The following is a 13,862-nucleotide window of genomic DNA, read 5'->3' on the forward strand; positions in this document are numbered from 1 at the left end:
GTGATGAAGGAGGAGTTCGGCGCCGAGAACCCCAAGTCGCTGATGCTGCGCTTCCACACCCAGACGGCCGGGGTCCAGCTGACCGCACAGCAGCCCGAGGTCAACCTGGTCCGGGTGGCGGTGCAGGGTCTGGCGGCGGTGCTCGGCGGCACGCAGTCGCTGCACACGAACTCCTTCGACGAGGCGATCGCGCTGCCCACCGACAAGAGCGCGCGGCTGGCCCTGCGCACGCAGCAGGTCCTCGCCCACGAGACCGACGTGACCGCGACCGTCGACCCCTTCGCCGGCTCCTACGTCGTCGAGAAGATGACCGACGACGTCGAGGCGGCCGTCCTGGAGCTGATGCGGAAGGTCGAGGACCTCGGTGGCGCGGTCGCCGCGATCGAGCACGGCTTCCAGAAGAACGAGATCGAGCGCAGCGCCTACCGCATCGCTCAGGAGACCGACTCCGGCGAGCGGGTGGTCGTGGGCGTCAACCGCTTCCAGCTCGACGAGGAGGAGCCGTACGAGCCGCTGCGCGTCGACCCCGCCATCGAGGCCCAGCAGGCGGAACGGCTGGCCGCACTGCGCGCCGGACGCGACCAGAACGCCGTCGACACCGCCCTGGCCGCCCTGAAGAAGGCCGCCGAGGGCGACGACAACGTCCTCTACCCCATGAAGGACGCCCTGCGCGCGCGGGCGACAGTGGGCGAGGTGTGCAACGCGCTGCGCGAGGTGTGGGGGAATTACGTGCCCAGCGATGCTTTCTGAGCAGGGCTTTTCCCTCGCATGAGTGATCGGGGGCGGAAAACGTCCGCTCCCGGTCAGGCTCGTGCAGAGTGGGCCCCGAAAAGGAGGCCGCCATGGCCGTACTGCAACAGGAGCTGACTCTGGGAGAGGCTGCCGACCAGCTTGCCCGTGGACTGCCTGGCCACCGCGTGGAGATTCTCCAGGGGAGACTCACAGTGACACCGCCGCCGGACGGCTCGCGTCAGCTGGCACTGACCAAACTCGGCAGGGCGTTCGACCGCGCCGGGATTGTCGCGGCCGGGCAGGAATATGTGCAGGGTGTCGGACTGTGGCTGCCCACGCTGCCCGCGGACTTCGCGATCCCTGACTTCTCCGTCGTCGACGAGGACTTCCGCGACGCTCACGTCACCAAGAACTACTACGCGCCGAACGTCTTCCGGCTGGTCGTCGAGATCACCTCGTCCAACTGGTCCGACGACCTCGGCCCCAAGGTCGAGTGCTACGCCCAGGCAGGCATCCCCGTCTACCTCATCGCCGACCGCAAACACGACGAGGTCCTCCTCTGCACCGACCCCGTCGACGGCGCCTACCCCGCCCCGCAGCGCTTCAAGCGGGGCCAGTCCGTCCCCCTGCCCGAGTCCGTCGGTGTGAGCCTCGACCTGTCCGTCGACACCCTCCTCGACGGCGAGGGCTGACCGCTCGTCTCGGTACCCGGAACACCTCCCCGAGCGTCGTACCCCCGTGCGACACTCCAGCCATGTTCGGCGTCATCGATCTCCCCACCTACCTGGCAGGACTCGTCCTCATCGTCCTGCTCCCCGGCCCCAACTCGCTGTACGTGCTCTCCGTCGCCGCCCGGCGCGGCGTGCGGGCCGGTTACTCCGCGGCGGCGGGCGTCTGGTGCGGGGACACCGTGCTCATGACCCTGTCGGCGGCCGGGGTCGCCTCCCTGCTCCAGGGGAACGCCCTGCTCTTCGGCATCGTGAAGTACGCGGGCGCCGGGTACCTCACCTGGCTGGCGATCGGAATGCTGCGGGCCGCGTGGAGCATGTGGCGCACCCGGCGCGAGCGCACGGCGGAAGCCGCCCCCGCCGCGGCCGGGCCCGCCGACGAACGGCCCTTCCGCCGGGCCCTCGTCGTCAGCCTCGTCAACCCCAAGGCCATCCTGTTCTTCATCGCCTTCTTCGTGCAGTTCGTCGACCCGGGCTACGCCTACCCCGCCCTCTCCTTCGTCGTCCTCGGCGCTTTCGCCCAGCTGGCCAGCTGCCTCTACCTGAGCGCCCTGATATTCAGCGGCACCCGGCTGGCCGCCGCCTTCCGCCGCCGCAAGCGCCTGTCGGCGTGGGCGACCTCGGCGGCGGGTGCGCTGTTCCTGGGCTTCGCGGTGAAGCTGTCCCTGGCCAGCGCGTAGCCGGCGTCCGCCCCGTCACGGCCCCCGGTACGCAGCAGGCAGCGGCCGCCGTCCAGCCCCGTCAGCGGCCCACCGCCCGCCCCAGTGAGCGGGCGCGGCGGGCCACCCGCCGCACCGTGGCGTTGCGCGGTATGAAGGCCAGCTGCTGCGGGACACCGCCGGGCAGCGCCAGTGCGGTCAGCCGGCGGCGCTTGAAGTAGCGCCGGGCGTCCGTGTCGAAGTGGGCGGCGAGGTACCGCTCGGCGTCCGCGCGCAGGCCCGGGTAGAGCTTCGGCTGCATCGCGAAGGAGACGGCCCGGACCAGCTCGGTCAGCGCGTCGACGTCGGCGGCCGGGACCCTGTCGGCCGGGGCCCCGGGGGCGTGCCACCGCCCCTGGCCCTGCCCACGGCCGTGCTCCTGCCCCTGTCCCTGGCCCGTCACCGCCGGCCCGTCGGCCAGGTCAGGCAGCAGTGCGTCGACGATCGTCACCGGTACACGGTTGCTGTTCTCGTACGGCGTCAGCCGCTCCAGCAGCGTGCCGGTGCCGGTGCGGGCGACCGGCAGCCCGTACAGCGCCGAGGCGGTGCACAGGGCCGTGGAGAAGCAGCCGACCACCAGCGCGGGGCGTATCCGCTGGTACAGCACCTCGGCGAGGACGGGGGAGCTGAGCACCGTGAGGTCGGCGCCCAGCTTCCCGGCCTCCTGCTCCAGCGCCCGCGACCAGCGGGCCGGCGCCGACGGGTGGGGCTTGAAGACGACGCGGGTGTGCCCGAGCGCGACGACGCCCCGCAGCATCCGCACGTGCAAGGCCTCCTCCTCCTCGGCGGTGAGGATGCCCAGCGCGGAGAGGTACTGGCCGAGCAGCAGGGCGGGTTCGGCGGGCAGCTCGGGCAACGACTCGCCGCAGTCCGCGAGTTCGGCCAGCACCTTGACGAAGGCGTCCGTGGGGACGATCTCGGCCGCCACCCCGAACTCGGTGAGCAGCACCGGCCGCAGACCCGGCACCAGGTCCAGGTGGAGCAGGCGGTCGATGCGGGTGCCCACCAGCGGGTCGATCTTGTTGCGGGTGGGGCCGTAGCTCATCAGGCCGTCGGCGTAGACGGTGACGGGCGCGCCGGTGAAGATCTGGCAGACGCCGAGCGCCGGATTGACCTGGATCGACTCCACGGCCAGTTCGACGGCGTCGTCGCCCAGGTTCCACAGCAGCCTCAGGTGCCGCTCCCACAGCGGCACGTCGTCCTGGCGCGGGGCCCAGCCGCCCGGGTGGCAGGGGGAGATCGTCTCGTTCCACGACACCACGTCGTCGAACCGCTCCCGCAGCCGTGCGAAGCCGGGCAGCTCGTCCAGGGACGGCGTGGTCTCCGGCGTCGCCGTGTTGTTGCAGACCACCAGGATGCGGCGGTCGGCGGGGCCGAAGAGGTCGGAGTCGAGGGCGGCGGCCAGCGTGGCGGTGCCGTACAGCGTCGACGCGAGGAAGATCCGGGTGGTCACGCGGCGGCCCCCGCGGGGGCCGGGCGGCGGCGCAGCCGGCGCAGCCGGGTGGCGCGCCGGCCGTCCATCGAGTCCAGCGTCCGGTCCAGGACGTCCTGCGGCATGCGGCGCAGGGCGCGCGCGCCGAGCGACTTCAGCCTCCGTGCCACCGCCGGCTCGTACCGTCCCAGGGAGGCCAGGTGGTGGGAGATGATCGCGCAGTAGGTGCGGACCGCCTTCGGCAGCAGCAGGTCCGCCTGCCGGTCCCGTGCCGTCTCCGCGACGATCTGGTCGAACGCGCGGATGAAGTCCAGTTGGCGCACATCGCCGATCTGGGTGAGCGAGGAGGCCACGCCCCGCCGGTAGTGGACGCCCAGCAGGCCGGTCACGGCGAAGGACTCCGCCTCCCGGTGCAGCTTCCAGATCCACGGCCGGTCCTCCGCCGTGCGCAGCCCGTCCGTGAAGTGCAGCAGACCCCGCTCCAGCAGGCGGCGGTGGTAGATGCCCGCCCACGCGTAGGGGTAGTCGACCGACGTGGAACGGTCGGCGGGCAGGATCGCCGCCCGCGGGTCGAGCACCACCCCGCGCCGGCCGTGCGGCACGCGGTGGATGCCGCGCGCCCGCCCGGTGCACTGCACGTGGTCCGCGCGGACGAAGTCGCAGCCCAGCTCCTCGATGACCGCCAGCAGCCGCGGGTAGTAGCCGGGGGCCAGCCAGTCGTCGCCGTCCAGGAACGTCACGTACTCGCCGCGCGCCCGGTCGATCCCGGTGTTGCGCGCGGTCGCCAGCCCTCCGTTCTCCTCGCGCCGGACGAGGACCGCGCCCGGCAGTTCACGCTCCGCGCGCGCGAGAATGTCCGGGGTCCCGTCACGGGAACAATCGTCGACGAGGACGAATTCGAAGTCGTCACGCGCGTTCGCACGCAGACTCTTCAAGGCGTCGGGTGCGTATTGCTGCACGTTGTAGAACGGCACGATGACGGAGAGCTTGACCACGGGTGCGACGTTAGGGCGCGGGCCCCGCATCCGTCTTTACCTGGAGCTTGATCGGGAGTGAACGGCACGTGGCGATGCCGTGAACCAGGCTTTCCCGCAGGCCGTTCCGGGGCTGGTTCCGCATTCGGCGGTGTGCTGTTAACCGTTTGTTGCATTCCGGTTGGGCGGGACCTAGGAATGCCTTCCTAGCGTCTGCGGCGTGCCAGCAAGTGCAACGAAGTCCCTACGGGTCGCCGTCCTCGCGGATTCCGACACCCGGTGGAAATGGGGCGCGCTCACCGCGCAGCGTGTCGCCCCCGCCGGTGCCGCGGTCCGGCTCGACGGCTACCTCCTGCGGGGCCGTGCCACCCCCACCGCCCGCCAGCTGACGGAGGTCGGTGTCCGCGCGGACTCGCTCAGCGAGGTGACCGCCGTCCAGTTCCTGCGCGCCATGGGGGAGAACACGGCGGGCGAGGAGCCCTACGACGTCCTCGTCCTCGCCCTCGTCGGCGGCGGCGTCCAGGCGGTGCTGCACGGGCTGAAGCGGACCTGGGAGGGCACCGGCCGGCGGCCGGTGGTCGTCACCGGTTACGTCGGCGTCGTCTACGAGAAGCTCGCCGACGGGCTGCTGCTGCGACACGGCGCGGACCTCGTCCTCGCCAACTCCCGCCAGGACGCGGAACGTTTCCGCGCCGTCTACGAAGGGGTGGGCGCCGACGCCGGCGCGGTCACCGAGGTGGCCCTGCCGTTCCTCGGCGGCGCGGCACACACCGGCGCGCACGATCCGTACACCGTCGTGTTCGCCGCGCAGCCCTCCGTCCCCGAGAGCCGCCGGGACCGTACGTACCTGCTGAACCGGCTCATCCGGCACGCCCGGCTGCACCCCGAGCGCGAGGTGCTGCTCAAACTCCGCTCCAGGCCGGGCGAGCACACCACCCACATCGAGGAACTGCCGTACCAGAAGCTGGCGCAGAAGACCGCGCTGCCGCCCAACCTGCGCCTGGTCTACGGGCACATGGGCGACGTGCTCGACCGCACCGACCTGCTGGTCACGGTCAGTTCCACCGCCGCCCTGGAGGCGCTGCACCGCCGGGTGCCCACCGTGGTCCTCACCGACCTGGGCGTGCGCGAGGCGCTCGGCAACCACCACTTCACCGGGTCCGGCTGCCTCGCCTCCTGGGACCAGTTGGACGCCGGACACCGCCCGGTGCCCGACGAGGAGTGGGTGTCCCGGCAGGGCGTCGCCGCCGACGGCTCGTACGACACCGCCTTCGACCGGGCCCGCGAGCGCATCGGCGACCTGCTCCGGGACCCCGCGGGGCTGCCCCCGCTCGCCCCCTACTACACGCCCGAGACCGCGCCCGGCTACCTGCCGGGCATCCTCGCCCGCCACCACCTCGGACCCGACGGCGCACCGCTGCCGGGCGCCCCGGTCGCCGACCGGGACCCAGGACCGGTCCGGCAGATCGTCCGCCGGGCCGCCCGCGGCGCCTACCGCCACGGCGTGCAGCGCGTGGCGCCCGTGATCCGGCGGATGGGGGAGCTGTGAGCCGCCCGACCCCACGTCAAGGAGCAGAAGCCATGTCCCACCCCGAAGCGGGCCAGGGCGCCCCGATCCGCCGTGTGCTCGCGGTGATCCCCGCGCGCGGCGGCTCCAAGGGCGTACCCGCGAAGAACCTCGCCCCCGTGGGAGGCGTGCCCCTGGTGTCCCGGGCGGTGCGCGAGTGCCGTGCGGCGCGGCTCGTGACGGACGTCGTCGTCTCCACCGACGACCAGGCGATAGCCGCGGCGGCCCGCGAGGCCGGTGCCGAGGTCGTGCTGCGGCCCGCCGCGATCGCGGGCGACACGGCCACCTCCGAGGCGGCCGTCCTGCACGCGATGGACGCCCACGAGGCGCTGCACGGCGCGCGGGTGGACACGGTGCTGCTGGTGCAGTGCACCAGCCCGTTCCTGGCCCGCGAGGACGTCGACGGGGTCGCCCGCGCGGTCGTCGAGGCCGGCGCGGACACCGCGCTGACCGTGGCGCCCTTCCACGGCTTCGTCTGGCGGGACGCGGGGGGTGCGGTGGACAGCGCCGACCCGGTGCACGCGCTCGCCCAGGGGGGCGCGGTGGCCGGCGCGGCACGGGTGGCCGGCGCCGCACGGGCGGGCGGCACCGCCGTGGCGACCTCCGCCCGGGTCCGTGAGGGCGCCGTGACCGCTCCCGCCCGGGTCGGTGAGGGCGCTGTGGCTGCCACCGCACCCGAGGGCGAAGGCGCTGTGGCCATCGCCGCGCCGGTGCGCGACGGCGCCGTGACCACCTCCGCCTTGGCCGGCGAGGGCGCCGTGACCGCTCCCGCCCCGATCGGCGACGGCGCCGTGACCACCTCCGCCCCGGTCGGCGAGACCGTCGCCGTCGCCGCACCGGCGGCCGAGACCGAAGCGGCCGGCGGCTACGGCGTCAACCACGACAAGTCCTTCCGCCCGCGCCGCCAGGACCGCCCGCAGGACCTGCTGGAGACCGGCGCCGCGTACGCGATGGACGCGGCCGGCTTCCGTACGCACCGGCACCGCTTCTTCGGCCGTACCGACCTGGTCCGCACCGACCCGGCGCGGGTGCTGGAGATCGACGACCCGCACGACCTCGCCCGCGCGCGGGCCCTGGCGCCCCTCTTCGACGCGGACCTCCCGCACTCGGCGCACCCCCGGCTCCCCTCCGGCGGCCAGACCCCCTCCGGTGCGCTCCCCGCCCACGACGACATCGACGCCGTGGTCCTCGACTTCGACGGCACCCAGACCGACGACCGGGTGCTGATCGACTCCGACGGACGGGAGTTCGTCTCCGTGCACCGCGGTGACGGCCTCGGCATCGCGGCGCTGCGCAGGAGCGGCCTCAAGCTGCTGATCCTGTCCACGGAGCAGAACCCGGTCGTCGCCGCCCGCGCCCGCAAGCTCAGGCTCCCGGTGCTGCACGGCATCGACCGCAAGGACCTCGCCCTGAAGCAGTGGTGCGACGAGCAGGGCGTCGCCCCCGAGCGCGTCCTCTACGTCGGCAACGACGTCAACGACCTTCCGTGCTTCTCCCTCGTCGGCTGGCCCGTGGCGGTCGCGAGCGCCCACGACGCCGTCCGCGGCGCCGCCCGCGCGGTCACCACCCTCCCCGGCGGCGACGGCGCCATCCGCGAGATCGCCGGCTGGCTCCTCGGCCCCTCCCTCGATTCCCTCCACAAGTAAGGAACCCCTCATGAGCACCAACTCCCGCCTGCGCACCTTCGGTTCGCGCGAGGTCGGCCCCGGCAGGCCCGTCTACATCTGCGGCGAGATCGGCATCAACCACAACGGCGAGCTGGAGAACGCCTTCAAGCTGATCGACGTGGCCGCCGAAGCCGGCTGCGACGCGGTCAAGTTCCAGAAGCGCACCCCGGAGATCTGCACCCCCCGCGACCAGTGGGACATCGAGCGCGACACCCCCTGGGGCCGGATGACCTACATCGACTACCGCCACCGCGTGGAGTTCGGCGAGGACGAGTACCGCCGGATCGACGCGTACTGCAAGGAGAAGGGCATCGACTGGTTCGCCTCCCCGTGGGACACCGAGGCCGTCGCCTTCCTGGAGAAGTTCGACGTCCCCGCCCACAAGGTGGCCTCCGCCTCCCTGACCGACGACGAGCTGCTGCGCGCCCTGCGCGCCACCGGCCGCTCGGTCATCCTCTCCACCGGCATGTCCACCCCGAAGCAGATCCGCCACGCGGTCGAGGTCCTCGGCTCGGACAACATCCTCATGTGCCACGCCACCTCCACCTACCCGGCGAAGGCCGAGGAGCTGAACCTCCGCGTGATCAACACGCTGGAGAAGGAGTTCCCGAACGTCCCGATCGGCTACTCCGGCCACGAGACCGGCCTGCAGACCACGCTCGCCGCGGTCGCCCTCGGTGCCGCCTTCGTCGAGCGCCACATCACCCTGGACCGCGCGATGTGGGGCTCCGACCAGGCCGCCTCCGTAGAGCCGCAGGGCCTCACGCGCCTCGTGCGCGACATCCGCACCATCGAGGCGTCGCTGGGCGACGGTGTGAAGAAGGTCTACGACTCCGAGCTGGGCCCGATGAAGAAGCTGCGCCGGGTCTCCGGTGTCGTGGCCGAGGCGGAGATCGCCGCGGCGGCGGGCGAGCCGGTCGCGGTGTGAGACCGAGCCCCCCACCCCCTCGCGACGAAACGGTCGTACGCCGATGAGCCCCCGCGCCGGCACCCCCGGCCCCGCCTCCCCCGGTTCCCCGCCCCCGCCCCCCACCAGCACCCTCGCCTTCGTCGAGAGCCCGGTCCAGCTCCTGAACGTCCTGGAGTGGGCCCACGCCCACGGTCTCGCCGCCGGCGGGCGCCCCGGAGCGGGCACGGGCGGGGACACCGTGGGGGTCACGGGCGCGGACGCCGGTGGGGACACCGAGGGGGTCACGGGCGCGGACGCCGATCGGGGCTCCGTGGGGGTCACGGGCGCGGACGCCGGTGGGGGCACCGGCCGGACCGCAGGCGGGGTCCTGGCGGGCTCCCCGGCGGGCCGGGGGGTGGCCGGGCGTGCGCCCGAGGGTGCCGGGGCGGGGGCCCGTGACCGGCTCACCCTCGTCGTGCTGTCCCCGACCGACCCGATGACCCGCGGCCAGCTGCGGCGCATGGCGGAGCTGGCACGGGACGAGGGGTACGAGGTCCGCTGGGAGGAGGCGCGGGGCGGGGCGACGGCGCCGTTCCAGACCATCGGCGGGCTGACGGGGGCGTTGCGGCGGGCGGACCGGGTGGTGATGGGCGACCCGTTCTCCCGCTACGTGCAGCTGCTGCTGACGATCACGCGGGCGCGCGACCTGGTCGTCGTGGACGACGGCACCGCCACCATGGAGTTCGTCGCCCAGCTCGCCCGCGGTGAACGGCTGGTGCGCTGGCACCGCAAGGGCGGCCGGCCCGGCCCGCGGGACCTGCTGTTCGCCCCGGTCTCGGCCGCCGCCCGCCGCCGGCTGGTGCCGGACAGCGGGCGCGGCGGGCGGCGGGTGGAGGTCTTCTCCTCCATGCCGATCGAGGAGAGCCCGGACGGTGTCACCGTCACCGCGAACCACTTCGTGTGGACCCGCGCCCGTTTCGGTCCGCCCCGCCTCACCGGCGGCGCCGACCTCGTGGGCACGTCACTGGTCGAGACGGGCGTGGTCGACGGGGACCGCTACCTCGCCGCCGTGCGGGCTCTGGCCGCGGCGCACGGCGCGACCCGCTACTTCGCGCACCGCCGCGAGAGCGCGGACAAGTTGCACCGGCTGGCGGTGGAGACGGGCCTGGAGGTGGTCCGTCCCGAACTGCCGCTCGAACTGATCGCCCGGCGCGGCCCGATCGGCCGTACGGTCGTCAGCTTCCCCTCCACGGTCGTGCACACGCTGCCGCTCGCCCTGGCGGGCACGGACGTCCGCGTCGCCGTCTGCGACATAGACCCGAGCTGGCTGACGGCGACCGCGTCGCCGCGCGCCGAGGGCTTCCTGTCCGGCGTGACGGGCACGGCCCGCGACGTGCAGCGGGTCGCGGGGGCGGTCCTGCCCGACTGAGCGGCGCGCCGAACCGAGCGGCTGCTCAGGCCAGTTGGAGGTCCTCTTCGAGGACGGCCCGCATGGTGCTGCGCAGCAGCCGGCCCGGCGCGACGCCGATCTCCTCCCGCAGGGCCCTGCTGGCCCGGTGGAAGGCGGCGATGGCGTCGGCCTGCCGCCCGGCCCCGTAGAAGGCGCGCATCAGCAGTGCGTGCAGGTCCTCCCGCAACGGGTCCGCGGCGACCAGCTCCTCCAGTTGCGCGACGGCCTCCGTGAACCGGCCCAGCAGCACGTCGGCCTGGGCGCGCAGCTCCAGCGCGGCGGTGCGCTCCCGGTCCAGGGCCCGCCCGCGCGCCCGCAGCCGGTCGGAGTCCAGGTCGGCCAGCGCGGGCCCCTGCCACAGGCCGAGCGCCCGGTCGAGGCCCGAGGCGGCGGCCGGGACGTCGCCCGCCGGTACCACTACGAGATCCAGCAGCTGCGCGAGTCAGACGTCCGCGGCCACCGCACCGACCGACGGGTGCGGGAACCGTACGAGTCGAACCACCTCTCGGGCACCGCCCTGGTGATCAGACCCGCCGCGTACCCGCTCGGCGTGGAAGGCGGCCTGTACCCGCGGGAGCTGACCGTCGCGCGCGACATCCTCGCCGAGCTGGACGGGGTGGTGGCCTGGGGCGGCGACTTCACCGTCCCCAAGGAGTCCCACTTCGAGATCGCCTACGCGCCCGGCCACCCGAAGGTGAAGGGCGTCGCCAGGAAGATCGACGGCTGGAACACCGGCCCCGGCAACGAGGGCGCGGGCGCCACCGACGCCTTCGACCCCGGACGGCGTACCCGGGCGGAGGCGTTCGCCCGCAGCCACCGCGCCCGGTCGTAGGCGACCGCGACCAGGCACGGCGAGGAGGACACCACGGCCGTCCGGACGTCCGGCAGGTGAACATTTCGGGCGGGACTCGGACGGTACGTGGTATGCCTGGAGGAAAGAACAAAAGACGTGCACCCGGCCGGTCAAGACGGGCGAGTGTACCCATCCCAGCCGATACCTATGCGCCGACGGCCGGTCATTCTTTCCCCTGACGGGCTGAACTTTTGTTGATCGATGGGCAGTTGACCGTCCCGGCGTCATACCCTTCAGAGGGTGAACCAGCTGATGTCCCCAGAGTCCGAGGCCGACCACCCCGCGGAAACCGCCCTCCCCGGCACCCTGCCGGAGGCACTGTTCGCCGAGCTCGTCGCGTTCCGCCGCGACCTGCACATGCACCCCGAGCTAGGCAACCAGGAGTTCCGCACCACCGCCGCGATCAAGGAGCGGCTCGAGAAGGCGGGCCTGAAGCCCCGCGTGCTGCCCTCCGGGACCGGCCTCGTCTGTGACATCGGCAGGGACGCGGGCGACGACGCGGGCATCGGCGAGGACACCGCAGGGGCGGACGCCGCCCACGGCATGCTCGCGCTGCGCGCCGACATCGACGCGCTCCCCATCCCGGACACCAAGAGCGAGTCCCCCTACCGCTCGACGGTGCCCGACCGCGCCCACGCCTGCGGCCACGACGTGCACACCACCGTCGTGCTCGGCGCCGGCCTCGTCCTCGCCGAGCTGCACCGCGCGGGGCTGCTGCCCCGCCCCGTCCGGCTGATCTTCCAGCCCGCCGAGGAGGTGCTCCCCGGCGGTGCGGCCGAGGCGATCAAGGCCGGCGTGCTCAGCGGCGTCAGCCGGATCATCGCCGTGCACTGCGACCCCCGCGTCGACGCCGGGATGATCGGCCTGCGCCAGGGCGCCATCACCTCCGCGTGCGACCGCCTGGAGGTCTCCCTGGACGGCCCCGGCGGACACAGCGCCCGCCCGCACCTGACCACCGACCTGGTCACCGCCGCCGCCCGCGTCGTCACGGACGTGCCCGCGCTCGTCGGCCGCCGGATCGACACCCGCGCCGGGCTCGCCATCACCTGGGGCCGGATCGAGTCGGGCCACGCCCCCAACGTCATCCCGCAGCACGCCGAGCTGGCCGGCACCGTGCGCTGCCTGGACATCAACGCCTGGCGGCACGCCCCCGACATCGTGGTCGCCGCGATCGACGAGGTCGCCAACCTGCACAAGGCCAAGTCGGAGATCAACTACGTGCGCGGGGTGCCGCCGGTCGTCAACGAACCGGTGGTGACCGAACTGCTGCGCGAGGCCATGACGGCACGGCGCGGCGAGGCCTCCGTGGAGGGCACCGAGCAGAGCCTGGGCGGCGAGGACTTCTCCTGGTACCTGGAACAGGTCCCCGGCGCCATGGCCCGCCTCGGCGTCCGCACCCCCGGCGAACGCACCCTGCGCGACCTGCACCAGGGCGACTTCGACGCCGACGAGTCCGCGATCCGCGTGGGCGTGGAACTCTTCACGGCGGCGGCGCTGCTGCATCCCGGGCACTGAGCCCGCCCCCGTGCCGTCCCCGACAGGGGGCGGCACGGTTCGGTAACGGCGCGGGAAAACACCGTTCCCCCTTTCTTCTACGCGCGTTACTGTGCGCCGAACTCGCCACCAGGGGCGGCACATGGGGCGCGGGCCGTTGACGGCGCCGTGGCAAGAAGGGGTGCTTGCTGTGCGTACGAACTCCCGGAGGACCGGATTCTCCAAGGCCGCGGTGGCTGTCGCGGCCGTCGCGCTCGTGGCCGCGGGATGCGGCAAGTCCAGCACCGGCTCGGGGGGCGGTTCCTCCGCGTCCGGCACGTACTCGGGCAAGGGCATCGGCCTGGCGTACGACATCGGCGGCAAGGGGGACCAGTCCTTCAACGACGCCGCCTTCGCGGGCTTCCAGAAGGCGGAGAAGGAGTTCAAGATCGGCGGCCGGGACATCGAGCCGCAGGACGGCGAGTCCAGTGCCGACAAGGTGCAGCGCCTGGAGCAGCTCGCCAAGGCCGGCTACAACCCGATCGTCGGCGTCGGTTTCGTCTACGCGCCGGCCGTCAAGGAGGTCGCCGCCAAGTACCCGAAGATCACCTTCGGCATCATCGACGACGACACCGTCAAGGCGTCCAACGTCGCCGACCTGCTCTTCCACGAGGAGCAGGGCTCCTATCTCGCCGGTGTGGCCGCCGCCAAGGCGACCAAGAAGAACCACATCGGCTTCATCGGCGGCGTCGACATCCCGCTCATCCACAAGTTCGAGGCCGGCTTCGGCCAGGGCGCCCGGTCGGTGAAACCGAAGATCAAGATCGAGTCGCAGTACCTGACGCAGACCGCGCAGGAGGGCGGCTTCTCCAGCCCCGACAAGGGCAAGGACGCGGCCAACGGCCAGATCGAGGCGGGGGCCGACGTCGTCTACGCCGCCGCCGGACTGTCCGGGCAGGGCGTCATCCAGTCCGCCGCCACGCACAAGGTGTGGGCGATCGGTGTCGACTCCGACCAGTACCGGCAGTCGGCGCTCGCCCAGTACAAGGACTGGATCCTCGGCTCGGCACTGAAGAACGTCGGCGGCGCGGTCTACGACCTGACCAAGTCCGTCGTCGACGGCAAGCCGCTGAGCGGCGAGGTGCGCGGCGACCTGAAGTCGGGCGGCGTGGGCTTCGCCGACTCCAACCCGAAGTACCAGGCCATGAAGGACGTCGTCGCCGCCGTCGACAAGGCCAGGCAGGACATCGTCGACGGCAAGGTCACCGTCGACACGAAGTAGCCGACGCGCAGTAGCGGACACCCGGACCGGTTCGCCGGGGCCGCCGGCCCCGGCGAACCGCTCCGGACGGCCGTTCCACGCCCGTGCCCCTTGCCTTCCGCGAGGGGCACGGCGCTG

13 protein-coding genes are annotated in these 13,862 nt (G+C 73.0%); 10 read left to right on the forward strand and 3 right to left on the reverse strand.

Annotation, left to right across the window (positions count from 1 at the left end):
* The 3 genes from AB0G56_RS37705 to leuE form a co-directional block, all read left to right on the forward strand.
* The coding region (locus tag AB0G56_RS37705) for a methylmalonyl-CoA mutase family protein (RefSeq protein ID WP_360979361.1) at positions 1 to 750 on the forward strand (750 nt) is incomplete at its 5' end.
* 92 nt (positions 751 to 842) lie between these two features.
* A complete protein-coding gene (locus AB0G56_RS37710) occupies positions 843 to 1,424 on the forward strand; it encodes a Uma2 family endonuclease (RefSeq protein WP_360979364.1) in 582 nt (193 codons plus the stop codon).
* Between the two features lie 62 nt (positions 1,425 to 1,486).
* Complete coding sequence (gene leuE, locus AB0G56_RS37715) at positions 1,487 to 2,140, forward strand: leucine efflux protein LeuE (protein WP_360979367.1); 654 nt, start codon at positions 1,487 to 1,489, stop codon at positions 2,138 to 2,140.
* A 61-nt stretch (positions 2,141 to 2,201) separates the two neighbouring features.
* Here the strand turns inward: leuE and AB0G56_RS37720 are convergent, their stop codons facing one another.
* Positions 2,202 to 3,611: a polysialyltransferase family glycosyltransferase gene (locus tag AB0G56_RS37720; RefSeq protein ID WP_360979370.1), complete on the reverse strand. Its 1,410-nt coding sequence runs from the start codon at positions 3,609 to 3,611 to the stop codon at positions 2,202 to 2,204.
* Positions 3,608 to 4,585: a glycosyltransferase family 2 protein gene (locus AB0G56_RS37725; protein ID WP_360979374.1), complete on the reverse strand. Its 978-nt coding sequence runs from the start codon at positions 4,583 to 4,585 to the stop codon at positions 3,608 to 3,610. Before AB0G56_RS37725 ends, AB0G56_RS37720 begins: the two co-directional genes overlap by 4 nt.
* Positions 4,586 to 4,784: 199 nt before the next feature.
* Between AB0G56_RS37725 and AB0G56_RS37730 the strand changes: the two genes are divergently transcribed.
* From AB0G56_RS37730 to AB0G56_RS37745, 4 genes are read left to right on the forward strand one after another with little or no spacing between them, the layout of a single operon-like run.
* A complete protein-coding gene (locus AB0G56_RS37730) occupies positions 4,785 to 6,113 on the forward strand; it encodes a DUF6716 putative glycosyltransferase (protein ID WP_360979377.1) in 1,329 nt (442 codons plus the stop codon).
* A gap of 32 nt (positions 6,114 to 6,145) precedes the next feature.
* A complete protein-coding gene (locus tag AB0G56_RS37735) occupies positions 6,146 to 7,777 on the forward strand; it encodes an N-acylneuraminate cytidylyltransferase (RefSeq protein WP_360979380.1) in 1,632 nt (543 codons plus the stop codon).
* 10 nt (positions 7,778 to 7,787) lie between these two features.
* Positions 7,788 to 8,726, forward strand: coding sequence for an N-acetylneuraminate synthase family protein (locus AB0G56_RS37740; RefSeq protein WP_360979382.1), 939 nt, complete (start codon positions 7,788 to 7,790; stop codon positions 8,724 to 8,726).
* A 43-nt stretch (positions 8,727 to 8,769) separates the two neighbouring features.
* A complete protein-coding gene (locus AB0G56_RS37745) occupies positions 8,770 to 10,116 on the forward strand; it encodes a hypothetical protein (RefSeq protein ID WP_360979384.1) in 1,347 nt (448 codons plus the stop codon).
* A 25-nt stretch (positions 10,117 to 10,141) separates the two neighbouring features.
* Here AB0G56_RS37745 and AB0G56_RS37750 read toward each other — a convergent pair whose 3' ends face one another.
* Positions 10,142 to 10,555, reverse strand: a complete 414-nt coding sequence (locus AB0G56_RS37750; protein WP_360979386.1) for an AfsR/SARP family transcriptional regulator — start codon at positions 10,553 to 10,555, stop codon at positions 10,142 to 10,144.
* A 57-nt stretch (positions 10,556 to 10,612) separates the two neighbouring features.
* On the opposite strand from AB0G56_RS37750, the gene AB0G56_RS37755 reads away from it, so the two are divergent.
* The 3 genes from AB0G56_RS37755 (at position 10,613) to AB0G56_RS37765 (ending at position 13,745) form a co-directional block, all read left to right on the forward strand.
* Positions 10,613 to 10,969, forward strand: coding sequence for a hypothetical protein (locus AB0G56_RS37755; RefSeq protein WP_360979389.1), 357 nt, complete (start codon positions 10,613 to 10,615; stop codon positions 10,967 to 10,969).
* 273 nt (positions 10,970 to 11,242) lie between these two features.
* Positions 11,243 to 12,505: an amidohydrolase gene (locus AB0G56_RS37760; RefSeq protein WP_360979482.1), complete on the forward strand. Its 1,263-nt coding sequence runs from the start codon at positions 11,243 to 11,245 to the stop codon at positions 12,503 to 12,505.
* Positions 12,506 to 12,716: 211 nt separating this feature from the next.
* Positions 12,717 to 13,745: a BMP family ABC transporter substrate-binding protein gene (locus AB0G56_RS37765; RefSeq protein WP_360979485.1), complete on the forward strand. Its 1,029-nt coding sequence runs from the start codon at positions 12,717 to 12,719 to the stop codon at positions 13,743 to 13,745.
* The last annotated feature ends 117 nt before the right edge of the window (positions 13,746 to 13,862 follow it).

This window comes from Streptomyces sp. NPDC021356, assembly GCF_040641015.1.
Classification (GTDB): domain Bacteria; phylum Actinomycetota; class Actinomycetes; order Streptomycetales; family Streptomycetaceae; genus Streptomyces.